Source organism: Streptomyces sp. NPDC040718, assembly GCF_055593565.1.
This window is the reverse complement of sequence record NZ_JBVIXO010000003.1, coordinates 309,993-330,425: the sequence shown is the minus strand read 5'-3', so window position 1 is coordinate 330,425 and position 20,433 is coordinate 309,993. Positions and strand designations below refer to the sequence as shown.

Below are 20,433 nucleotides of genomic sequence, written 5' to 3'. Positions count from 1 at the left end.
GGAGGGGGTTCGCCGATGGGCGGGTTCGGGCGGTATCTGGCGGCGGCACTGGCCGCGCGCTTCGCGTCCGAGGGCATGGGCATGGCGGTGGTGCTGCTGGCCGTGGAGCGCACCGGCAGCGCCGCCCACGGGGCGTTCGTGCTGACCGCCTGGCTGGCGCCGCACGTGCTGGCCGCGCCGCTGGCGGGGACCGCCGCGGCCCGGGCCCGACGGCCCCGGCTGTTCTACGCGGGCGCGCTGGCGGGGTTCACGGCGGCGGTGGCTGCGCTGTCGATGCTCCTGGGGCGGGCCCCGGTACCGGTGGTGCTCGCGGTGGCGGTGCTCGGCGGCACCTGCGGGCCGGTGGTGACCGGCGGGCTCTCCAGCCTGGTCGCGGGACTGCTGCCGGCGGGCCCCGCGCGGGACCGGGCGTACGGCTGGGACGCCTCCACCTACAACGCGGCGGCGGTGACCGCCCCGGCGGCGGTCGGCGTGGTCGGGGCGCTGGTATCGGCCGGGCCCGCCATGGCGGTACTGGCGGCTTCGGCGGCGCTGGCGGCCCTGCTCGCGGCGTCGCTGCCGTACGCGGACCCGGGCGCGGGCACCTCCCCGGACGGACCCCGTGCCGGGCTGGGGGCGGGGCTGGCCGCCCTGTGGCGGGTCCGGGAGCTGAGGGCCATCACCTCGGCGACGACCCTGGCCTTCGTCGGCATCGGGTCGCTGACCACCACGTCGGTGCTGCTGGCGACGGGGCTCGGCAGTCCGCGCGCGGGCGGGGTGCTGATGACGGCCTTCGCGGCGGGTGCGCTGGCCGGGTCCCTGACGCTGGGCCGGATGACGGGCGTGGCGCCGGGCCGGCTGGCCCGCTGGGGCATGGCGGGGACCGGGGTCGCCCTCGCGGTGGCGGCGTTCACGCCGTCGGTGGCGCTGACGGCGGCGGCCTTCGCGGTGGCCGGCTACTGCGACGGGCCGCTGCTGACGGCGACGCTGCGGATCCGCTCGGAGCACGCTCCGGCGGCGGTACGGCCGCAGGTGTTCACGCTGGGGGCGGGACTCAAGATCACGGCGGCTTCGACGGGCGCCGCCCTGGTGGGGCTGGCCGCCGCCGCGCCGCCGTGGGCGCTGCTGCTCGGGATCGCCGTGCTGCAGCTCGCGGCTGCCGCGCTGCACGCGCTGGTGGCGGTACGGGAACCCGTACCGGCCCAGGGGGCTACAGAGCCGTCGGAAGGTTCCGCCACAGCTCCGGCCGGTCCGCGGACTGCTGGAGCGCCTTGAGCACGGCGGGGTGCGGGGCTGCGTGGAGCTCGGGGTAGTCGGTCTCGCCGAGCTCCGGGCGGACCGGGAAGGCGAGCCGCTCCCGGTCGAGGTCGAACCGCGCGTCCACGCCGGGCTTGTTGCCGCGCGGGTCGATCCGGGACCAGGTCCCGGCGCCGGGCAGCCGGACGGCGACGAGCCCGTGGACGATCGGGGCGGAGCCGTCGTCCTCCGTCAGGCGCTGGTAGCAGAGCGCGGCCGGGACGCCCTGGGCGCGCAGCAGGGCGGCGAGGGCGTGGGACTTGGCGTGGCAGATGCCGTTGCGGGTGGCGAGCACGTCGGAGGCGCGCCAGGAGACGCGCGGGTCCCCGGAGTCGGCCGAGTGCGGGACGGTGTCCCGGACGAACTCGAAGGCCGCTTCGGCGTATGAATATGCATCGCTGGTGGCAGACCAGAGGGCGTCGGCGGTTTCCTGCACCACGGGGTGCCAGTGGTCTATGGCCTCACCGGAGGCCAAATACGCATGGGTATCAGGGTTCTGCTGGATGAGCTGCATGGGCGGGAGCATAGGCATGCCTCCGACCGTAGATCAATAGATTTACGGTCGGAGGCATATCTATTCAGCTATGCGGAAGGAAGCGGCTAGCGGGCCAGCTCCTCCTTGAGTGCCTGCAGGAAGCCGTCCACGTCCTCTTCCTGCGTGTCGTAGCCGCACATCCAGCGGACGTGGCCGGCGGCCTCGTCCCAGAAGTAGAAGCGGTACCGCTGCTGGAGCCGCCGCGACACCTCGTGCGGCAGCTTCGCGAAGACGGCGTTGGCCTGGACCGGGTAGAGGATCTCCACCCCGTCGGTCTCGCGCACGCCGGCGGCGAGCCGCTGCGCCATGGTGTTGGCCTGGCGGGCGTTGCGCAGCCACAGGTCCTTCGCGAGCAGGGCCTCCAGCTGTACCGAGACGAAGCGCATCTTGGAGGCGAGCTGCATCGACATCTTGCGGACGTGCTTCATCTGCCGGACGGCGTCCGGGTTCACCACGACCACGGCCTCGCCGAACATCATGCCGTTCTTGGTGCCGCCGTACGACAGCACGTCGACGCCCACCGCGTTGGTGAAGGTGCGCATCGGCACGTCGAGCGAGGCCGCGGCGTTGGCTATCCGGGCGCCGTCGAGGTGCACCTTCATGCCGAGGCCGTGGGCGTGCTCGCAGATGGCCCTGATCTCGTCCGGGGTGTAGACCGTGCCGAGCTCGGTGTTCTGGGTGATCGAGACGACCTGCGGCATCGCCCGGTGCTCGTCCTCGAAGCCCCAGGCCTCCTGGTCGATCAGCTCGGGGGTGAGCTTGCCGTCAGGGGTGGGCACGGCGAGCAGCTTGAGGCCCGCCATCCGCTCCGGGGCGCCGCCCTCGTCCACGTTGATGTGGGCGGACTTGGCGCAGATCACGGCGCCCCAGCGGTCCGTCATCGCCTGGAGGGCGGTGACGTTCGCGCCGGTGCCGTTGAAGACCGGGAAGGCCTCCGCGTACGGACCGAAGTGGCTGCGGATGACCTTCTGCAGGTGCTCGGTGTACTCGTCCTCGCCGTAGGCGACCTGGTGGCCGCCGTTGGCGAGCGCGACGGCCTCCAGGATCTCCGGATGCACCCCCGCGTAGTTGTCGCTCGCGAAACCGCGGACCGCCGGATCGTGGTGGCGGCGGGCATCGGTCTTCACGGTTGTGGAGTGAGCCACAGACGCTGTCCGTTCACTTCGGAGGCGGGCCGCTCCCAGACGCCGGCGATGGCCTCGGCCAGCTCCTTGACGTCGGTGAAGCCCGCGAACTTCGCATTGGGGCGCTCGGCGCGCATCGCGTCGTGCACCAGTGCCTTGATCACCAGGATCGCAGCAGCGGCCTGCGGACCGTCCTCGCCCCCGGCCTTGCGGAACGAGTCCGCCATGGCCAGGGTCCAGGCCTCGGCGGCCGCCTTGCCGGCGTTGTACGCGGCGTTGTTGGCGACCGGCTTGTGCGCGCCGGACTGGCTGATCAGCACGTAGCGGCCGCGGTCGCTGCGCAGCAGGCCGTCGTGGAAGGCGAGCGAGGTGTGCTGGACGGTGCGGATGAGGAGCTTCTCCAGGAAGTCCCAGTCCGCGAGGTCCACGTCGGTGAAGGTCTTGCTGCCGCGCCAGCCGCCGACCAGGTGGACGAGGCCGTCGACCCGGCCGAACTCCTTCTCGGTGCGCTCGGCCCAGGCCTTGGTGGCCTCCAGGTCGAGCAGGTCGACGGTGTCGCCGGTCACGGTGGCGCCGCCGTGGGCGTAGCGGGCTGCGTCGACGGCCTCGGCCAGGCGCGCCGCGTCGGCGTCCGAGGCCACGACCGTGGCCCCCGCCTCGGCGAGGCGCATCAGCGCGGCGCGGCCGGCGGGGCCGCCGGCCCCTGCCACCGCCACGACCGCTCCGTGGAGCGTCCCATTGCCGTTCATCCGTACAGCCTCCTGTGCGCGGTCGCTCACGCGGCGGCCCGCTCGGCGTCGTCCGCGTTCGCCGGGGTGATGCCCTTCGTGGAGGCGATCACGCCCTTGAGCTTCTTGGCGAGGGCCTCGTAGAACATGCTGAGGGGAAACTCGTCGGGAAGCACGTCGTCCACGAGCTTGCGCGGCGGCTGCGTCAGGTCCAGGGCGTCGGGGCCCTTGGCCCACTTGGAGCCCGGGTGCGGGGCGAGGTAGGTGGAGACCAGCTCGTAGGCCTTGAACCAGTGGACCAGCTTCGGGCGGTCGATGCCCGCGCGGTAGAGGTCCTCGATGTCGGCGCACAGCTGGTTGGTGACCTGCGGGGCGCGCATCCAGTCGATCTTCAGCTTGTTGTCCGTCCAGCGCACGACGTCGTGCTTGTGGAGGTAGGCGAAGAGCAGCTGGCCGCCGAGGCCGTCGTAGTTGCGGTTGCGGTCGCCGGAGACGGGGAAGCGGAACATCCGGTCGAAGAGGACGGCGTACTGCACGTCACGGCCGTGCTCGTTGCCCTCGGACTCCAGCTTCACGGCCTCCTTGAAGGCGGTGAGGTCGCAGCGCAGCTCCTCCAGGCCGTACATCCAGAACGGCTGGCGCTGCTTGATCATGAAGGGGTCGAACGGCAGGTCGCCGTGGCTGTGGGTGCGGTCGTGGACCATGTCCCACAGGACGAAGGCCTTCTCGCAGCGCTCCTGGTCCTCGACCATGCGGGCGATGTCCTCGGGCAGCTCGATGCCGAGGATGTCGACGGCCGCCTCGGTGACCTTGCGGTAGCGGGCCGCCTCGCGGTCGCAGAAGATGCCGCCCCAGGTGAAGCGCTCCGGGGCCTCGCGCACGGCGATGGTCTCGGGGAAGAGCACCGCGGAGTTGGTGTCGTAGCCCGGGGTGAAGTCCTCGAAGGTGATGCCGAGGAAGAGCGGGTTGTCGTACCGGGTGCGCTCCAGCTCGGAGAGCCACTCGGGCCACACCATCTTCAGGACGACGGCCTCGAAGTTGCGGTCCGGGTTGCCGTTCTGCGTGTACATCGGGAAGACCACGAGGTGCTGGAGGCCGTCGGCGCGCTGGGCGGCCGGGTGGAAGGCCAGCAGGGAGTCGAGGAAGTCCGGGACGCCGAAGCCGTCGGAAACCCACTTGCGCAGGTCGGCGACGAGCGCGGCGTGGTACGCCGTGGCGTGCGGCAGCAGCGGGGACAGCTCCTCGACGGCGCCCACGACCCGCTCCACGGCGGCCTCGACGTCGGCGCGGGCGGGGGCGCCCTCGGCGTCGAAGTCGATCGATCCGTCCTTGGCCTGCCAGGGGCGGATCTCCTCCACGGCAGCCTTGAGCGCGGGCCAGGCGGGGTGGTCGACCACCCGCGCGCCAGCGGTTATCACGGCACCGCCGGAGCCCGGCACAAGAGTTTCCGTCATGTCACTTCCTCCACAGGAGAACCTCGCGTTAAGACAGCGTATGCATGCGAGGCTCTCCCGCTCAAGAGGAAACGAAGGAAATTATCCTGTGTGACCCCCCACTCCACCGGAAGTCTTCCCGTAACTCACGGTGGAATCCACCACTCCGCCTAGTAGTTGGGCTATCTGACCGCCCCGGCGCGTGCGCGAAAAACAAGGGGGGACTCCCCCACTCAGGCGGGCCCCGCACCACCGCGTTCCCCGCGGAAGCGCGGGATGACCTTCTCGCCCCACTGCCGCAGGGTCTCCAGACAGGCCTCCTGCGGCACCGTGCCCATCTGGACCAGGCACATCACCTCGTCCGCGCCCGCCGCCCGCAGCCGCTCCACGTACGCGATGGCCTCGTCCGCGCTCCCGTAGGCGTGGTCGGCGTGGAAGGTGGCCGTGGAGGTCGGCCGCACCGGGATGTCCAGCTCGTGCAGCCTGGCCACCACCTGCTCGGCGGCCCGGCGCATCTCCGCCGCCTCGTCGGCGCCGGCCACCACCGCCTCGTCCGGGATCCCGGCGCCGCCGTACCAGTGCCCGATGGACTGTGCGAAGAACCGCTGCCCCCGGACGCCGATCCGCCGGGCCTCCTCGGGGTCGTCGAGCACGATGGTCGGGCAGAGCACGGAGAAGTGGTCGTTGACGGCCGTCGAGACGAACCGGCTGCCGTCGCGGCCCGCGAGCGCGGCGTCGTACACGGCCCGCATCCCGGCGATGGACTCCGGCCCGGCGAAGCCCATCACCAGGGCCCCGACACCCAGTTCGGCGGCCTGCACCAGGGTCTCGCCCCGGCTGCACGCCAGGAACAGCGGCGGATGGGGCCGCTGCGCCGGGCGCGGCAGGATCGGGTGCGGGTCGATGTCCAGCAGCTCGCCGTGGTACTCCAGCTCCTCCTCCCGCCAGGCCTTCCCGATGATCCGCAGGGCCTCCTCCACCTCGGCGGTGGTGCGCTCCCGGTCCACCCCGCACAGCGAGGTCTCCTGCTCCGTGCCGCCGCGCCCGGCGCCCAGGTCCAGCCGCCCGCCGGAGAGCAGGTCGAGCATCGCGGCCCGTTCGGCCACGCGTACCGGGTGGTTGAAGTTGAAGGGCATGCACACGACTCCATGGCCGATGCGTATGGTGTTCGTCCGGGCCGCGACGAAGCTCAGGAAGACTTCGGGCGCGCTCATGTGCGCGTACCACTTCAAGGAGTGGTGCTCGACGGCCCAGATCCGGTCGAATCCCATGCGTTCGGCGAGGACCGCCTGCTCGACGCAGTCCCGGATGACCTGGTGTTCCCGTTCCACGGTCGGATCGGCCAGCTGAGCCTCGAAGATCACGGAGAATTTCACGATGCCTCCAGGGATGCGTCCCGTGCCCGGTCTTACTTCGATTAGAAATATGACTAGTAGTCAGACCTCGAAGAAGCAAGACCTCCCGCCGACCGCGTGGGCGGTGCTCGGCCTGCTGTCGTTCCCCGGCGAGCGCACCGGCTACGAGCTGAAGAAGTGGGCGGACTCCTCCCTGCGCTTCTTCTACTGGTCGCCCGCGATCAGCCAGATCTACGCCGAACTCCGCCGCCTGGAGGAACTGGGCTACGCGGCCTCCGCCCGCTCGGGGCCCGAGGAGGTCCGCGCCAAGCGCCGCTACGCCATCACGGACGCGGGCCGCGAGGCCCTCTCGGGCTGGGCCTCCGACGCCGCGGACGCCGGGCCTCCGGTGCTCAAGCACGGGCTGCTGCTGCGCATCTGGCTCGGGCACCTGGCCGAGCCGGAGCGGCTGCGCTCGATGGTCGAGGACCACCTGGAGCGGACCCGGGGCGAGCTGGCCGCCGTGCGGGAGGCCATGGAGCACGCGGCGGACGTGCCGGAATGGGCCTTCCCGGTGCTCGCGCTGCGCTGGAGCGAGCGCCAGCACCTCGCCGAGCTGGACCTGGCCGGCGCCCTGCTGGCGGACCTCCGGGAGGCGGCGGCACACGCCGCCGACGCCGGTGCTCCGGGGCCCGCAGGGACCGTCCGTCAAGCCGGCGGGGACGCGCCCACGCAGGGGTGACGCGACACGGCGCCCCGGGTCCGCCCGGCGGCGCACACCCCTGGCGGGAAGCGGCCGGAGGGCTTCCGCGGGGCTTTGCACGACCGGTCCCATCGCGGCCGGGGCGCACTAGCATGCGTCCTCACCGCGCGCGGCCGGTCGGGACACCGCGACCGCGCGGGGAGCCGCCCCTCGACGGAAGCGAGAGAACCTTGACTTTCCTCACCATCGGTCACCGCGGGGTCATGGGTGTGGAGCCGGAGAACACCCTGCGGTCGTTCGTCCGCGCGGAACGCTGCGGGATGGACGTCATCGCGCTGGACGTCCGTCTCAGCAAGGACGGCGCCCTCGTCGTACTGCACGACGCCGAGGTCGACCGCACCACGAACGGCGCGGGCGCCGTCGCCGACCTGACCCTCGCCGAGCTGCGCGAACTGGACGCCGGCCAGGGCGAGCGCGTACCGGTGCTGGAGGAGGTCCTGGACGCCGTCCGGGTCCCGCTCCAGGTGTCGGTGCAGGACCGGGCGGCCGCCGCCGTACTGGCGGAGCTGATCGTCCGCCGCGACCTGGCCTCCCGCGTGGAGGTGGCCTCCGGTGACGGCGAGGTGCTCGCGGCCGTCGCCCGGCACGCCCCCGGCGTCCGGACGGCCCTGCACCCCGGGCGGCCCGGCGCGGCCGCCGAGGACCTCGTGGACCTCGCGCTGGCGGCGGGCGCGCGCACCGTGGCCCTGGACATCCGCCGGCTGACCCTGGAGACCGTCGAGGCGGCCCACGCGGCGGGGCTGCGGGTGACCGGCCGGACGGTCAACACCCTGGACCAGCTGCGGCTGGCGCGGGCCCTGCAACTGGACGGCGCGGCCACCGACTTCCCGGAGATCCGCAGCACCGGCCGGTTCACCGCCTGACGGGCGCCCCCTACAGCGGCTTGACCAGCAGTTCGAGGGTCAGGTCGTCGCGGAGCGGGATGCCGTGGCGGGGGTCGCCGTAGAAGAAGGGGCTCAGCTCGCCGGTGCGCCGGTAGCCGCGCCGCAGGTAGAAGGCGACGAGCTCCTCGCGGATGGTCAGCACCGTCATCCGCATTTCCTTCGCGGCCCAGTCGTCACGGGCCCGGCGCTCGGCCTCGGCGAGGATCTCCTTGCCGAGGCCGGCCCCCTGGAGCTCGGGACGGACGGCGAACATCCCGAAGTAGACGTAGTCCCCCCGGTGTTCGAGCTGGCAGCAGGCGACGAGGGCACCTGCGCGCTCGACCACGAGGAGGGCTCCGTCGGGTGCGTCGATGACCTCCTGGACCATCCCGGCGTCGGTGCGCTGGCCCGTCAGGAAGTCCGCCTCGGTGGTCCAGCCGGCCCGGCTGGTGTCGCCGCGGTAGGCCTCGTCGAGGAGTGCCACCAGCGCGGGCACGTCGGCTGCCACGGCGCTGCGGAAGTTCAGGGCGGCGTCGGGCTGGGCGGTCGACATCGGGTGCTCCGTTCATCGCTGCGGCATATGACATGCCAGGTACGGCGAACAGAGCCTATCCCGGGGCGGCGTGAGGGCGGCGTGAGCAGGGAATCCCTTCTGCTGACGCCGACGAACCGGGAGGTTCCGCCGTGCACGGATCCGCGATGCCCCTCACCCTGGCCTGGCTGCTCGTGGCGCTGTGCGCGGCGAGCGGCGGGTACTGCCTGCTGCGGGCGCGCAGAGCGGACCGGCGCACGCGCGGGGCGGCCGCGGGCGAGGCGGTGATGGGTTTCGGAATGGCGGCGATGGCACTGCCCGCGGACACCGGCCCGTGGGGGCCCCCGGTCCTGCTGGCCGTCTTCTGCGGGGCGGCGCTGCACGCGCTGTGGCTGTTGCGCGGCGGCGTGCACCACGCGCACCACCTGGTCGGCTCGCTGGCGATGGCGTACATGGCCCTCGCCATGACCGCCGGGCACGGGCACGGCCGGGCGGGGCTGCCCGCGGTGACGGGGGCGCTGCTCCTCTACTACGCCGGGTACGTGCTGCTCGGCGGGGCCCGGCTGGTGACGGCGGGCGGCGCGGCTCAACCGGTGCCCGCGGCCCCGGGAGGGGTCTCGGGAAGGGGCCCCGGAGGGGGCTCGGCCGGGGCCGGGGACCTGACGCCCGCCTGCCGACTGGCCATGGGCACGGGGATGTTGGCGATGCTGCTGGCCATGTGAGGCCCGGGGGTCGGGCGCGGCGGGACGTGTCCTGCGTCACCAATGCTCCGAGGCCGTACCGGTGGGCGGGGCCGCGCTCATAGGCTGGCGGACATGATGGTCCCCGCCGCTCTCCTGTTGCTCGGCGCACTGACCGCGGTGCTCGCGCCCCGCCTGCTGGCCCGGGCCGAGTGGCCCGAGCGCGAACCGGTGGTCGCCCTGTGGGTGTGGCAGTGCGTGGTGGCCGCGACCCTGCTGTGCCTGGCGCTGTCGATGCTGCTGAGCGCGGCCGCCGCCTGGCAGGCGGTACGGGGCCGGCTGTTCGCGGTGGCCCCGCACGGGGTGGTCGACGCGTACGCGCTGGGCGCGGAGGGCGGCCCCTGGGCCACGGGTACGGCGCTGGCGCTGGCCTGCGGGGGCCTGTGGACCGGGGCGATGCTGGCGCGCGAAGTGCTGCGGGCCCGGGCCCGGCGGCGCGCCCGGGGGGCCGAACTCCTGGTCCGGGCGCCGCTGCTGCCCGGCGAGGACCCCGCCGCGGCCCGGCTGGTGGTACTGGAGGGTCCGCGGCCGGAGGCCTGGTGGCAGCCGGGGGCGGCGCCGCGGCTGGTGGTGACCACGGCGGCGCTGGGCCGGCTCAAGGGCAGCCAGCTCGACGCGGTGCTGGCGCACGAGCAGGGGCACGTGGCGGCCCGGCACGACTGGCTGCTGCACTGCTCGCGGGCGCTGGCGCAGGGGTTCCCGCAGGTGCCGGTGTTCGCGGCGTTCGAGGCGGAGATGCACCGGCTGGTGGAGCTCGCCGCCGACGACGTGGCCTCGCGGCGGTACGGGCGGCTGACCGTCGCCCTGGCCCTGGTGGGGCTGAACGAGGACCGGGGCGTCTTCGGCCCGTGCGGGCCCGAGCAGGCTCACGTACCGCAGCGGGTGCGGCGGCTGCTGTCCGCCGCGCCGCGCCTGTCGACCGCCCGCCGGCTGCGGCTGGCGGCACTGGCCGCGCTGGTTCCGGCCGTTCCGCTGCTGGTGGCCTTCGTACCGGGTCTCAGCGCGCTGGCCTGAATCGAGCGGTCCGTGTGCTGACAGGATCAAGGGCATGCGGAACACGTGGCTTTCGAGGGCCGGGGTGGGCTGCGCGCTGCTCGCGGCCGTGCTGACCGTGCTGGTGGTGACGGCCTGGCCGCCCTTGATCTCGTACGACGACCAGATCGCGCGGGGCCTGCACGCCTACGCCGTCACCCACACCGGGGTCACCCGTCTCATGCGGGTCCTCTCCGACTGGGTGTGGGACCCGTGGACGATGCGCGCCCTCGGCGCCCTGTCCTGCCTGTGGCTCTGGCGGCGCGGGGACCGTTCGCGTGCGCTGCGGGTCGGGGCGGCGATCCTGGCGGCCTCGGGGGTGCAGCAGGGGATGAAGGCGCTGCTGGGGCGGGCCCGGCCGGTGTGGCCGGATCCCGTCGACTCGGCGTACTACGCGGCCTATCCCTCCGGGCACGCGATGACGGCCACGGTGGTGTGCGGGCTGCTGCTGTGGCTGCTGCCCGCGAGGGCGCCCGCGGGCGCGGTGGCCGCGGCCTGGGCGGTCGCGGTCGTTTCGGTGCTCGGGGTCGGCTTCACCCGGCTCTACCTGGGCGTCCACTGGTTCACGGACGTGCTCGCGGGCTGGCTGCTGGGCGTGGCCCTGGTGTCGCTCGCGGCGTTTCGGCATGCCTGCCCGGGGCGATCCCCCGCGTCGCCCCGAGCAGACGGTCCCGTGCGCTGAGTATATTGGCTCGGAGCCAGTCAACGCAGGAGTAAGCATGTCCCCGCGCAGCGCATCGGTCAATGAAGAATTGCGCAGACGTTCCCGGGAGCGGCTGCTGCAGGCTACGGTCGAACTGGTTGCCGAGCGCGGGTACGAGGCCACCAAGCTCGGCGACATCGCGGACCGGGCGGGCGCGGCGCGCGGCCTGGTCTCGTACTACTTCCCCGGCAAACGCCAGCTGCTCCAGTCGGCGGTGCACCGGCTGATGCACCTGACGCTGGAAGCGGGACTGGAGCGCGAGCCCCGCACCGACGACGGCCGGGAGCTGCTGGCCCGGGCGATCGACGCGATCCTCGGGCTGGCCCGGGACCAGCCCCGGCTGATGCGCACGCACATGGCGGGCATCCTCCAGGCGGAGGGGTTCATCCGGTGTCCGGAGCAGCAGCGCCTGGCGGAGCTGCTGCGGGGCGCCGTCGCCGCCTACGGCTCGGCGGACGTGGACACCGACTATCCGCTGCTGCGTGCGCTGCTGATGGGCGCGGTGGTCGCGGTGCTGCTGCCGGGGGCGCCGATGCCGGCGGCCCGGCTGCGGGCGGAGCTGTTCCAGCGGTACGGGCTGGACTGGGAGCTGGGTGTCCCGCCGGACGGGGAGCCGCCCGGCGGAACGTTTACCCGCTAGCGCGGGGCGACCGTCGTCAGTGGTACTCGGGCTGGCTCTGCACGTTGAGCCGGTCCATCCACACCCACTTGGCGCTCTCGGTGCGCCAGTCGTCGAGCCTCAGCACGTCGAGGCCCTTGACGATGTCGTTCGAGTAGATGTGCCCGTTGTAGTAGTACGCCGACCACGAGCCGCCCGTGCCCAGCTTGTCGTTGCTCAGCGGGCCGCGCTCGAAGTAGCCGATCTCCTTCGGAGCCGCGGAGTCGGTGAAGTCCCACACCGAGACGCCGCCCTGGTACCAGGCCTGGACCATGATGTCGCGGCCGCCGCCGACCGGGATCAGCGAGCCGTTGTGGGCGACGCAGTTCTCGGTGTCGGCCTGGTGGCGCGGGATCTTGAAGTAGCCCTTGAAGACCAGCTTGCGCTGGTCGCCGCGGCCGGTGATGTCGTAGATCCCGTCGGCGCCCCGGTTGGGGCCGGTGGCCTCGTTGCAGGTGGCGCCGCCACCGCCGCCGAGCTCGTCGGTGAAGACCACCTTGTTCGCCCGCTCGTTGAAGGTCGCCGAGTGCCAGAACGCGAAGTTGACGTTGTCCTGGACGCGGTCGATGACCCTCGGCTGCTCCGGCGCGCTGATGTCGAAGAGGATCCCGTCGCCCATGCAGGCGCCGGCGGCCAGGTTCTTTGAGGGCAGCACGGTGATGTCGTGGCAGCCGGTGGTCTTGGAGACCCCGGGGTTCGTCGGTGCGCCCGGGTTGCCGCCGTCGGGGAAGAGCACCGGGAAGCCGACGACGGCGGCCTGGGTCGGGGCCTTCTTCGGGACCTTGACCACGGAGATGCCGTCGTGCGGCGGCTTGCAGTCCGGGAAGGCCTCGTTGGGCGAGTACGAGGAGACGTAGAGGTAGATGTCGCGGCCGCCCGGCACCAGGGTGTGGGTGTGGGAACCGCAGGCGGTCTCGACGGACTTGACGTACTTGGGGTTCCGCTTGTCCTTGATGTCGAAGATCTTGATCCCCTCCCACGAGGACTTCTCCGTCGCGGGCTGCGAGACGCTGTTGCAGGAGTCGTCGCTGCGGGAGGAGTCGGTGGAGAGGAAGAGCAGGTCGCCGGAGACCGAGATGTCGTTCTGGCCGCCCGGACACAGGACCTGGGTGACGACCTTGGGCGACTTGGGGTTGGCGATGTCGTAGATGGTGAAGCCGTCGTAGCTGCCGGCGTAGGCGTAGTCGCCCTGGAACGCCAGGTCGGAGTTGACCCCGGCCGGGAAGGAGCTGGGGATGTTGGCCAGGTGCTTGATGTTGGCGCTGTGCACGATCTCGTCCTTGCCGGGGATCTCCCCGGGGGCGAGTTCGCGGTCCTGAGCGGGGCCGGCGTCCTGCCGGGATCCGGGGCCCGGGGTCAGATCGCCCGGGTCTGGGGTGGCGGCCGCCGGTCCGGCGGTGGCCAGGAGCGTGGTGAGGAGTCCGGCGGCGGCCAGGGCCACCCCCAGACTCCGGTGGCGCGCTCTGACGCTGTGCTGCGAGGTCACTGTGCCTCCCGTGGGGGCCCGTACGTTTCGCTCCTCTTGGGAACGGAACCTGGACCCCGGCAGTATCTTGCTTTTCATGGACATGGCAAACGCGTTACTCGGCCGATTCCTGGGGGCGGCGCTGACCGCCGGCCTCCTCCTCACCCTCACCGGCTGCCGGGACGGGGACGGCTCCGGACGGGCCGCGGGCGACGGCTCGCCGGTGGTCGTCGCCCCCGGCAAACCGGGCGGCCCGGCCCGCACCCTCTCCCCCGAACAAGCCGCGCGGGAACGCCCCGACGACAGCCCCAACGCGGCCGACCACGCGTACGTGCGGCACATGACCGAACACCACCGGCAGGCCCTCACGATGAGCGCCCTCGCCCCCGGCCGGGCCTCGGCGGAAGGGGTGAAGCGGCTCGCGGAACGGATCGCCGCCGCCCAGGGACCCGAGATCGGGGCCATGGAGAAGTGGCTCTCCCGGTACCCCGCGCCGGGCGGCGGCTCCGGCGGCCACGACCACGCCGCGATGCCCGGCATGGCGACCGAACAGCAGCTGGCGGAGCTGACCGCCGCCCGGGGGGCCGACTTCGACCGGCTCTTCCTCCGGCTGATGACCGCCCACCACCAAGGGGCGCTCAAGATGGCCGGAGAGGCCCTCGCCCAGGGCAACAACGTCGCCGTGGAGGAGATGGCGAACGAGGTCGTGGCCACCCAGAGCGCCGAGATCGAGCGGATGCGCGCGATGGGCTGACGGCTCCGGGGGCCGGTGGCATCCTGGGAGCACCTGCGGGAGGAGTACCGCCGTGCTTCGTGTCGCCGTCGTAGGTTCGGGCCCCAGCGGGGTCTACGCCGCCCAGACCCTGGTCCAGCAGCGGGAGGTGCCGGGGGTGCGGGTCGACGTACTGGACCGGCTGCCGGCCCCGTACGGCCTCGTGCGGTACGGGGTGGCCCCCGACCACGAGAAGATCAAATCACTGACCGGAAATCTACGGTCGGTGCTGGAGGACGAGCGCATCCGCTTCCTCGGCAACGTGGAGGTCGGCGGCGAGGGGCTGCCGACCGCGCGGCTGCTGGAGCTGTACCACGCGGTCGTGTACTGCGTGGGCGCCGCCCGAGACCGGATGCTGGGAATCCCCGGCGAGGACCTGGCCGGGGTGCACTCCGCGACGGCCTTCGTGTCCTGGTACAGCGGCCACCCGGACGCCGGCTCCTTCGACCTGGCCGGGGTGCGCTCGGCGGTGGTGGTCGGCGCCGGCAACGTGGCGGTGGACGTGACGCGGATCCTGGCCCGGGGCGTACCCGAGCTGGAGCCGACCGACATGCCCCAGGCGGCACTGGGCGTGCTGGCGGGCAGCGGGGTGCGGACGGTGTCGATGGTGGCCCGGCGCGGACCCTCCCAGGCCAAGTTCACCACCAAGGAGCTCCGCGAACTGGGCACGCTGCCCGGGGTCGGCACCCGGGTGGACCCCGCCGAGCTGGCCCTCGACCCGGCGTACGACGGCCAGGACGCGGCGGCGGCGCTGCCGGCGGCGGCCCGGCGCAACCTGGACGTGCTGCGCGGATGGTCCGCGGCCGGGCCGGACGGCGGCGACGCGGCCCGGGACATCCGGCTGCGCTTCTACCTGCGGCCGGTGGAGGTGCTGGGCGGGCCCGACGGCCGGGTCCGCGGGCTCCGCTTCGAGCGGACCGCCCCGGACGGCCGGGGCGGGGTGACCGGGACGGGTGCGTACGAGGACGTCGGGGCCGAGCTGGTGCTGCGCTCGGTGGGCTACCTGGGCGTGCCGCTGCCCGGCCTGCCCTTCGACGCGGCCACCGGGACCGTGCCGCACGCGGCGGGCCGGGTGGTGCGCGGGGGCCGGGCCTCGGTGGGCGAGTACGTGGCGGGCTGGATCAAGCGCGGCCCGACCGGGGTGATCGGCACCAACCGGCCGTGCGCCAAGGAGACGGTGTCCTCGCTGCTCCAGGACGCCGGCGCGCTGGCCCGCCGCGACCTCGCCGCGGACCCGCTGGACGCCCTGCGCGCGGCGGGCCTGCACCCGGTGGAGTGGCCGGGCTGGCTGTCCATCGAGGCGGCCGAGGAGGCCCTGGGCCGCTCCCTGGGCCGCCGCTCGGTGAAGATCCCCGACTGGGCGGGCCTCCGCGCGGCGGCGGGCCTCGCGTAGGGTGACCCGTTCCGTTACCGGTCAAGGGGGTTGGGCATGGGGACTTCGTTACGCCGCGCTGTCCGCGGGGCACTGGGGGCGCTCGCCTGCGGGGTGCTCGCGGTGGGCTGCACGCAGGAGGGCGGTGCGGCTCCCGCGCCCTCGCCGCCGGGTCCGAAGTCCACGACGGCGGCCGCCCCCGCGGAGGCCGCGGCGGTTGCCGCGCGGTACCGCGCGGCGGGTGGGGACCCGGACGTCTCCGGGATCCGGCAGGAGGCCACGCCCGACGGCGTTCCGCTGCTGATCGTCTGGACCCGCAACCCGAGCCAGGACGCCCGGATCTTCGACAAGCAGGCCGCGTCGATCCCGTCGTACCTGGCGGCCGAGGAGGGGGCCCCGCTGGGGCGCGGGTACAGGATGAACGTATACGGGCCGGCGGGGACCGGGCTCCACCAGTTGGACGCGACTCCCTAGGAGGCGTCCGCGGTCCGGGCCTCCTCGGCCGTGGCGGCCGTCAGGATGCTGTCCAGGAGGCCCGGGAAGCAGGACTGGAGCTCCTCGCGGCGCAGGCCGTTCATCTTGGCCGTGCCGCGGTAGGTCTGGCGCACGACACCGCTCTCGCGCAGGACGCGGAAGTGGTGGGTGGTGGTGGACTTGGTGACCGGCAGGACGAAGTCGGAGCAGGCCAGTTCGGCGTCCGTGGAGGCGAGTTCGCGGACGATGGACAGCCGCATCGGGTCGGACAGGGCGTGCAGGACGCCCTCCAGCCGGATCTCGCGCGGCTCGGGGTGGGCGAGGGCGCGGGCCGTGTCGCGTTCCGTCATGTCCTGCTCCACTCGTTCGGCTCGGCTGCGGTTCCCATCGTACGAGAAGCGTCGTAGGAAGGGGCGGGTGCGGCGCCGGTCCGGCCGGCGCCGCACCGGGTCACCAGCTGCGGTGGTACTGGTCCGGCGTGGGGATCTCCGCGCCCAGCTCAGTGGCGGCCCGGCGGGCCCAGTAGGGGTCGCGCAGCAGCTCGCGGCCGAGGAGGACGGCGTCCGCCTCTCCGTTGGCGAGGACCTTCTCCGCCTGCTCCGGCTCGGTGATCAGGCCGACGGTGGCGACCGGCAGGGTGGTCTCGGCCTTGACCCGGGCGGCGAAGGGCACCTGGTAGCCGGGGCCGACCGGGATCTTGGCGTGCGGGGCGAGGCCGCCGGTGGAGACGTCGAGGAGGTCCACGCCGTGCTCCTGGAGCAGCCGGGCCAGCCGGACGGTCTCGTCGGCGGTCCAGCCGTCCTCCTCCAGCCAGTCGGTGGCGGAGATCCGGAAGAACAGCGGCAGCTCCTCGGGCCACACGGCCCGTACGGCGTCGACGACTTCGAGGGCGAAGCGGGTGCGGTTCTCGAAGGAGCCGCCGTAGGAGTCCGTGCGCCTGTTGCTGTGCGGGGAGAGGAACTCCCCGATGAGGTAGCCGTGGGCGCCGTGGATCTCCAGGACCTCGTAGCCGGCCGCGAGGGCCCGTTCGGCGGCGGCGGCGAACTGGCCGGTGATCTCGTGGATCCGCTCGGCCGTCAGCTCGTGGGGCACCTGGTACCCCTCGTCGAACGGCACGGCGCTCGGGGCGACGGGCTGCCAGCCGTGGCCCTCGGGGCCGACGGGGCGGCCGCCCTTCCAGGTGCGCTCGGTGGAGGCCTTGCGCCCGGCGTGTCCGATCTGGATGCCGGGGACGGAGCCCTGGGACTTGACGAAGGCCGTGATCCGGCGGAGGGCCTCCACCTGGGTGTCGTTCCAGATGCCGAGGTCGTAGGGGCTGATGCGGCCCTCCGGCGCGACGGCGGTGGCCTCCTGGATGATCAGGCCGGTGCCGCCGGTGGCGCGGGCCGCGTAGTGCGCGAAGTGCCACTCCAGCGCCACTCCCGCGTTCGGGCCGAAGGCCTCGGCGCTGTACTGGCACATCGGAGCCATCCAGACGCGGTTCGGGATGGTGACCGAACGGAGGGTGTAGGGCTGGAACAGGGCGGCGAAGGCAGCGGGTGCAGCACTCATGGGGCTCTCCAGACGTGACCGGACGCGCACCGGGGTCGGCGCTAAGTACGAGAAACACCGTACTACGAAAACTCCCGTAGTACGAGCCCTTTCGTACAACCCTCGCGAAGGGTCGAACGGGTCTTCGGCGGCCCGGCCTGCCCGACCCCTGTCGGCGGTCGGGTGCAGACTGGCTGGAAAGCTGCCGTGAAGGACAACGACGTCCGGAGGTGTCGGCCATGACCGACGTGGTACTGCTCGCGGGAACCCGCAAGGGCCTCTTCATCGGCCGCCGCCGGGGCGGGGACCCCTGGGAGTTCGACGGACCGCACTTCAACGCCCAGGCCGTCTCGGCGGTGGCCGTGGACACCCGGGGACCCCGGCCCCGGCTGCTGGTCGGCGGGGACAGCTCGCACTGGGGGCCGTCCGTCTTCACCTCGGACGACCTGGGCGCGACCTGGCACGAGCCCGCCGCGCCCGCCGTGAAGTTCCCGCAGGACACCGGAGCCTCGCTGGAACGGGTCTGGCAGCTGCACCCGGCCGGCCCCGAGGCCCCGGACGTGGTCTACGCCGGGACGGAGCCCGCCGCGCTCTTCCGCTCGGCCGACCGGGGCGAGTCCTTCGAGCTGGTCCGGCCGCTGTGGGAGCACCCGACCCGCTCGGAGTGGGTGCCGGGCGGCGGAGGCGAGGGCCTGCACACGGTGATCACCGACCCGGCCGACGCGGGCGCCGTGACGGTGGCGGTCTCCACCGCCGGGGTGTTCCGCACCCGGGACGGCGGGGCGAGCTGGGAGCCGTCCAACCACGGCGTCTCGGCGGTGTTCCTGCCGGATCCGGACCCGGAGTTCGGCCAGTGCGTGCACAAGATCGCCCAGGACGCCGGGGACCCGGGCCGGCTGTACCTCCAGAACCACTGGGGGGTCTACCGCAGCGACGACGCCGGCGCCGCGTGGACCGACATCGGCGCCGGGCTGCCCTCCGACTTCGGCTTCGCCGTGGCCGCCCACCCGCACCGCCCGGACACCGCGTACGTGTTCCCGCTGAACGCCGACTCCGACCGGGTCCCGGCGGAGCACCGCTGCCGGGTCTTCCGCACCCGGGACGCGGGCGCCACCTGGGAGCCCCTCTCCAAGGGGCTGCCGGCCGGCGACCACTACGGCACCGTCCTGCGCGACGCCCTGTGCACCGACGACGCCGACCCGGCGGGCGTGTACTTCGGCAACCGCAACGGCGAGCTCTACGCCAGCCACGACGACGGGGACAGCTGGCAGCTGCTCGCCGAGCACCTGCCGGACGTGCTGTGCGTACGAGCGGCCGTGCTGGGCTGAGCTCCCGGGCGCGACCCGTTGTCGGTGTGGGCCAGTAGAGTGATCACCCATGGCAGCACGACCGTTGAACGAGATCGTCGAGCCGGGCTGGGCCCGTGCTCTGGAGCCGGTGGCGGGGCAGATCGCCGCCATGGGCGACTTCCTGCGCACCGAGATCGCGGCAGGCAGAACGTACGTACCGGCAGGGGCGAACGTGCTGCGCGCGTTCCAGCAGCCCTTCGACGAGGTGAAGGTGCTGATCGTCGGGCAGGACCCCTACCCGACCCCCGGGCATGCCGTGGGCCTGTCCTTCTCCGTGGCGCCCGACGTCCGCCCGGTGCCGGCCAGTCTGAACAACATCTTCCTCGAAATGCACCGGGACATCGGGACGGGCCGGCCCGCGAACGGCGACCTCACGCCGTGGACGCGGCAGGGCGTCCTGCTGCTCAACCGCTCCCTCACCACCGCGCCCCGCAGCTCGAACGCCCATCAGGGCAAGGGATGGGAAGCAGTCACGGACCAGGCCATCCGGGCGCTCGCCGCGCGCGGCAAGCCGCTGGTCTCCATCCTCTGGGGCCGGGCGGCCCGCAATCTGCGACCGCTGCTCGGCGAGCTGCCGGTGGTGGAGTCCTCGCACCCCTCCCCCAAGTCCGCCGACTACGGGTTCTTCGGCTCCCGGCCGTTCAGCAGGGCCAATGACCTGCTGGTCGGCCAGGGGGCACAGCCCGTCGACTGGCGCCTGCCCGAAGTCAGTTGAACCGTATATGACATTGAACTACGACATTCAATGGATAAATACGGACAGATGCCGCCTGAGCGGGCCCTGCCCGAACACGTGGTTCCGATAAACCAGTAGCATGCGGCGCCATGAGCTCCCCCACTGGGCCCGCAAACGGCCTGCCCGTACGAATGCCGCGACCCCGCCAGACCGGACGGCACCGCCGGCCCGAGCCCGCGGTGGCGCCCGAGGGCGCACCCGCGCTGGTGCTCGCCGTGCCCGGTGCCCCCTCGGCCGCCTCGCGGGGGCTGGCCGAAGAGGTCATCAGCATCGGCCGCTCCGAGCTGCCGGGCCTGGACGCCCGGATCGGCCACCTCGAAGGCGGGGACGGCGAGGAGAGCGAGTTCCCCTCGCTGTCCGGTGTCCTGAACGCCGTCGCGCAGGAGCGGACCGCGCGCGCGGAGTTCGCCCGCGCCGCCGGTCTCGACGTGCCCGCGCCCACCGGTCCCGACGCCGTGGTCGTGCCCCTGCTGGCCGGTCCCGACGGGGACCTGCTGCGGCGGATGCGCCAGGCGCTGATGGACTCCTCGGCCGCCGCCGAGCTGGCCGACGTACTCGGCCCGCACCCGCTGCTCGCCGAGGGCCTGCACGTCCGGCTCTCGGAGGCCGGCCTGGCCCGCGCCGACCGGGCCCGTCTGTTCACCGTGGCCACCGCCGCCGACGGCATCATCCTCGCCACCACCGGCGGCGAGGAGGCCGTCCAGGCTGCCGGGATCACCGGCATGCTGCTGGCCGCCCGGCTCGCGGTGCCCGTGATCGCCGCCGCGCTGGACCAGGAGGGCTCGGTGGCGTCGGTCGCCGCCGAGCTGCGCGGTTCCGGTTCGGTCCAGCTGGCGCTGGCGCCGTACCTGATCGGCCCGGAAGCGGCCGAGGGCCTGCTGGACACGGCCTGCAAGGAGGCGGACTGCTCCGCCGCCGAGGTGCTCGGCGCCTACCCGGCGCTCGGCAAGCTGGCCGTGGCGCAGTACAGCGCCGCCCTGGGGATCCAGCTGGGCGCCGCCGCGCAGTAGGCCCG

At 73.2% G+C, this 20,433-nt stretch carries 22 protein-coding genes; 13 read left to right on the top strand and 9 right to left on the bottom strand.

The window, feature by feature from the left end; translation table 11 throughout:
• Positions 1-15 precede the first annotated feature (15 nt).
• Positions 16-1,254 carry an MFS transporter gene (locus ACZ597_RS10220; RefSeq protein ID WP_471327545.1) on the top strand — a complete coding sequence of 413 codons (1,239 nt, stop codon included), beginning with the start codon at positions 16-18 and terminating at the stop codon, positions 1,252-1,254.
• Here ACZ597_RS10220 and ACZ597_RS10215 read toward each other — a convergent pair.
• The 5 genes from ACZ597_RS10215 to ACZ597_RS10195 form a co-directional block, all read right to left on the bottom strand.
• Positions 1,190-1,789 (bottom strand): transglutaminase-like domain-containing protein, encoded by a 600-nt coding sequence (locus ACZ597_RS10215; RefSeq protein ID WP_471327961.1) that lies wholly within the window; start codon positions 1,787-1,789, stop codon positions 1,190-1,192. The genes ACZ597_RS10220 and ACZ597_RS10215 overlap by 65 nt on opposite strands.
• 86 nt (positions 1,790-1,875) lie before the next feature.
• On the bottom strand, positions 1,876-2,937 hold the full coding sequence (locus ACZ597_RS10210) for a threonine aldolase family protein (protein WP_471327542.1): 1,062 nt from the start codon (positions 2,935-2,937) through the stop codon (positions 1,876-1,878).
• Positions 2,934-3,683: an SDR family NAD(P)-dependent oxidoreductase gene (locus ACZ597_RS10205; protein ID WP_405982058.1), complete on the bottom strand. Its 750-nt coding sequence runs from the start codon at positions 3,681-3,683 to the stop codon at positions 2,934-2,936. The genes ACZ597_RS10210 and ACZ597_RS10205 overlap by 4 nt, the downstream gene beginning before the upstream one ends.
• 26 nt (positions 3,684-3,709) lie before the next feature.
• Positions 3,710-5,116: a DUF6421 family protein gene (locus ACZ597_RS10200; protein WP_471327539.1), complete on the bottom strand. Its 1,407-nt coding sequence runs from the start codon at positions 5,114-5,116 to the stop codon at positions 3,710-3,712.
• A gap of 212 nt (positions 5,117-5,328) precedes the next feature.
• On the bottom strand, positions 5,329-6,471 hold the full coding sequence (locus tag ACZ597_RS10195) for an LLM class flavin-dependent oxidoreductase (RefSeq protein ID WP_471327537.1): 1,143 nt from the start codon (positions 6,469-6,471) through the stop codon (positions 5,329-5,331).
• 49 nt (positions 6,472-6,520) lie between these two features.
• On the opposite strand from ACZ597_RS10195, the gene ACZ597_RS10190 reads away from it, so the two are divergent.
• The gene (locus tag ACZ597_RS10190; RefSeq protein ID WP_471327535.1) at positions 6,521-7,171 is read left to right on the top strand and encodes a PadR family transcriptional regulator; all 651 of its coding nucleotides are present in this window, start codon (positions 6,521-6,523) and stop codon (positions 7,169-7,171) included.
• A 191-nt stretch (positions 7,172-7,362) separates the two neighbouring features.
• Positions 7,363-8,055, top strand: coding sequence for a glycerophosphodiester phosphodiesterase (locus ACZ597_RS10185; RefSeq protein WP_471327533.1), 693 nt, complete (start codon positions 7,363-7,365; stop codon positions 8,053-8,055).
• Between the two features lie 10 nt (positions 8,056-8,065).
• Here ACZ597_RS10185 and ACZ597_RS10180 read toward each other — a convergent pair whose 3' ends face one another.
• The gene (locus tag ACZ597_RS10180) at positions 8,066-8,608 is read right to left on the bottom strand and encodes a GNAT family N-acetyltransferase (RefSeq protein ID WP_471327531.1); all 543 of its coding nucleotides are present in this window, start codon (positions 8,606-8,608) and stop codon (positions 8,066-8,068) included.
• Between the two features lie 146 nt (positions 8,609-8,754).
• On the opposite strand from ACZ597_RS10180, the gene ACZ597_RS10175 reads away from it, so the two are divergent.
• The 4 genes from ACZ597_RS10175 (at position 8,755) to ACZ597_RS10160 (ending at position 11,702) form a co-directional block, all read left to right on the top strand.
• On the top strand, positions 8,755-9,309 hold the full coding sequence (locus tag ACZ597_RS10175) for a DUF5134 domain-containing protein (RefSeq protein WP_471327528.1): 555 nt from the start codon (positions 8,755-8,757) through the stop codon (positions 9,307-9,309).
• A 93-nt stretch (positions 9,310-9,402) separates the two neighbouring features.
• On the top strand, positions 9,403-10,341 hold the full coding sequence (locus ACZ597_RS10170; protein WP_471327525.1) for a M56 family metallopeptidase: 939 nt from the start codon (positions 9,403-9,405) through the stop codon (positions 10,339-10,341).
• Between the two features lie 34 nt (positions 10,342-10,375).
• Positions 10,376-11,041 (top strand): phosphatase PAP2 family protein, encoded by a 666-nt coding sequence (locus ACZ597_RS10165; protein WP_471327522.1) that lies wholly within the window; start codon positions 10,376-10,378, stop codon positions 11,039-11,041.
• A gap of 37 nt (positions 11,042-11,078) precedes the next feature.
• Positions 11,079-11,702 carry a TetR/AcrR family transcriptional regulator gene (locus tag ACZ597_RS10160; protein ID WP_471327519.1) on the top strand — a complete coding sequence of 208 codons (624 nt, stop codon included), beginning with the start codon at positions 11,079-11,081 and terminating at the stop codon, positions 11,700-11,702.
• A gap of 16 nt (positions 11,703-11,718) precedes the next feature.
• Here the strand turns inward: ACZ597_RS10160 and ACZ597_RS10155 are convergent, their stop codons facing one another.
• Positions 11,719-13,206 carry an LVIVD repeat-containing protein gene (locus ACZ597_RS10155; protein WP_471327516.1) on the bottom strand — a complete coding sequence of 496 codons (1,488 nt, stop codon included), beginning with the start codon at positions 13,204-13,206 and terminating at the stop codon, positions 11,719-11,721.
• Positions 13,207-13,282: 76 nt separating this feature from the next.
• Here ACZ597_RS10155 and ACZ597_RS10150 point away from each other — a divergent pair, with 76 nt between their 5' ends.
• Genes ACZ597_RS10150 through ACZ597_RS10140 form a run of 3 tightly spaced genes read left to right on the top strand, consistent with a single transcriptional unit; the run spans position 13,283 to position 15,803 of the window.
• A complete protein-coding gene (locus tag ACZ597_RS10150; protein WP_471327513.1) occupies positions 13,283-13,939 on the top strand; it encodes a DUF305 domain-containing protein in 657 nt (218 codons plus the stop codon).
• Between the two features lie 52 nt (positions 13,940-13,991).
• Entirely contained in the window at positions 13,992-15,350 is a 1,359-nt protein-coding gene (locus tag ACZ597_RS10145) for an FAD-dependent oxidoreductase (protein WP_471327511.1), read from the top strand.
• A 36-nt stretch (positions 15,351-15,386) separates the two neighbouring features.
• The gene (locus tag ACZ597_RS10140) at positions 15,387-15,803 is read left to right on the top strand and encodes a hypothetical protein (RefSeq protein ID WP_471327509.1); all 417 of its coding nucleotides are present in this window, start codon (positions 15,387-15,389) and stop codon (positions 15,801-15,803) included.
• Here the strand turns inward: ACZ597_RS10140 and ACZ597_RS10135 are convergent.
• The gene (locus ACZ597_RS10135; protein WP_471327506.1) at positions 15,800-16,153 is read right to left on the bottom strand and encodes an ArsR/SmtB family transcription factor; all 354 of its coding nucleotides are present in this window, start codon (positions 16,151-16,153) and stop codon (positions 15,800-15,802) included. The two genes, ACZ597_RS10140 and ACZ597_RS10135, sit on opposite strands and share 4 nt — an antisense overlap.
• Before the next feature lie 100 nt (positions 16,154-16,253).
• The gene (locus ACZ597_RS10130) at positions 16,254-17,354 is read right to left on the bottom strand and encodes an NADH:flavin oxidoreductase/NADH oxidase (protein WP_471327505.1); all 1,101 of its coding nucleotides are present in this window, start codon (positions 17,352-17,354) and stop codon (positions 16,254-16,256) included.
• Between the two features lie 218 nt (positions 17,355-17,572).
• Here ACZ597_RS10130 and ACZ597_RS10125 point away from each other — a divergent pair, with 218 nt between their 5' ends.
• From ACZ597_RS10125 to ACZ597_RS10115, 3 genes are all read left to right on the top strand, one after another.
• Positions 17,573-18,661 carry a WD40/YVTN/BNR-like repeat-containing protein gene (locus ACZ597_RS10125; RefSeq protein WP_471327502.1) on the top strand — a complete coding sequence of 363 codons (1,089 nt, stop codon included), beginning with the start codon at positions 17,573-17,575 and terminating at the stop codon, positions 18,659-18,661.
• A 49-nt stretch (positions 18,662-18,710) separates the two neighbouring features.
• Positions 18,711-19,397, top strand: a complete 687-nt coding sequence (locus ACZ597_RS10120) for a uracil-DNA glycosylase (RefSeq protein ID WP_471327499.1) — start codon at positions 18,711-18,713, stop codon at positions 19,395-19,397.
• Between the two features lie 110 nt (positions 19,398-19,507).
• Positions 19,508-20,428: a sirohydrochlorin chelatase gene (locus ACZ597_RS10115; RefSeq protein ID WP_471327498.1), complete on the top strand. Its 921-nt coding sequence runs from the start codon at positions 19,508-19,510 to the stop codon at positions 20,426-20,428.
• Positions 20,429-20,433 lie beyond the last annotated feature (5 nt).

Bases quoted from the DNA above. Each gene is read 5' to 3' on its own strand.
- ACZ597_RS10215 (WP_471327961.1), bottom strand. From the start codon at position 1,789: ATGCAGCTCATCCAGCAGAACCCTGATACCCATGCGTATTTGGCCTCC.
- ACZ597_RS10115 (WP_471327498.1), top strand. From the start codon at position 19,508: ATGAGCTCCCCCACTGGGCCCGCAAACGGCCTGCCCGTACGAATGCCG.
- ACZ597_RS10170 (WP_471327525.1), top strand. From the start codon at position 9,403: ATGATGGTCCCCGCCGCTCTCCTGTTGCTCGGCGCACTGACCGCGGTG.
- ACZ597_RS10205 (WP_405982058.1), bottom strand. From the start codon at position 3,683: ATGAACGGCAATGGGACGCTCCACGGAGCGGTCGTGGCGGTGGCAGGG.
- ACZ597_RS10180 (WP_471327531.1), bottom strand. From the start codon at position 8,608: ATGTCGACCGCCCAGCCCGACGCCGCCCTGAACTTCCGCAGCGCCGTG.
- ACZ597_RS10200 (WP_471327539.1), bottom strand. From the start codon at position 5,116: ATGACGGAAACTCTTGTGCCGGGCTCCGGCGGTGCCGTGATAACCGCT.
- ACZ597_RS10135 (WP_471327506.1), bottom strand. From the start codon at position 16,153: ATGACGGAACGCGACACGGCCCGCGCCCTCGCCCACCCCGAGCCGCGC.
- ACZ597_RS10165 (WP_471327522.1), top strand. From the start codon at position 10,376: ATGCGGAACACGTGGCTTTCGAGGGCCGGGGTGGGCTGCGCGCTGCTC.
- ACZ597_RS10190 (WP_471327535.1), top strand. From the start codon at position 6,521: ATGACTAGTAGTCAGACCTCGAAGAAGCAAGACCTCCCGCCGACCGCG.
- ACZ597_RS10125 (WP_471327502.1), top strand. From the start codon at position 17,573: ATGACCGACGTGGTACTGCTCGCGGGAACCCGCAAGGGCCTCTTCATC.
- ACZ597_RS10150 (WP_471327513.1), top strand. From the start codon at position 13,283: ATGGACATGGCAAACGCGTTACTCGGCCGATTCCTGGGGGCGGCGCTG.
- ACZ597_RS10175 (WP_471327528.1), top strand. From the start codon at position 8,755: ATGCCCCTCACCCTGGCCTGGCTGCTCGTGGCGCTGTGCGCGGCGAGC.
- ACZ597_RS10130 (WP_471327505.1), bottom strand. From the start codon at position 17,354: ATGAGTGCTGCACCCGCTGCCTTCGCCGCCCTGTTCCAGCCCTACACC.
- ACZ597_RS10220 (WP_471327545.1), top strand. From the start codon at position 16: ATGGGCGGGTTCGGGCGGTATCTGGCGGCGGCACTGGCCGCGCGCTTC.
- ACZ597_RS10160 (WP_471327519.1), top strand. From the start codon at position 11,079: ATGTCCCCGCGCAGCGCATCGGTCAATGAAGAATTGCGCAGACGTTCC.
- ACZ597_RS10140 (WP_471327509.1), top strand. From the start codon at position 15,387: ATGGGGACTTCGTTACGCCGCGCTGTCCGCGGGGCACTGGGGGCGCTC.
- ACZ597_RS10120 (WP_471327499.1), top strand. From the start codon at position 18,711: ATGGCAGCACGACCGTTGAACGAGATCGTCGAGCCGGGCTGGGCCCGT.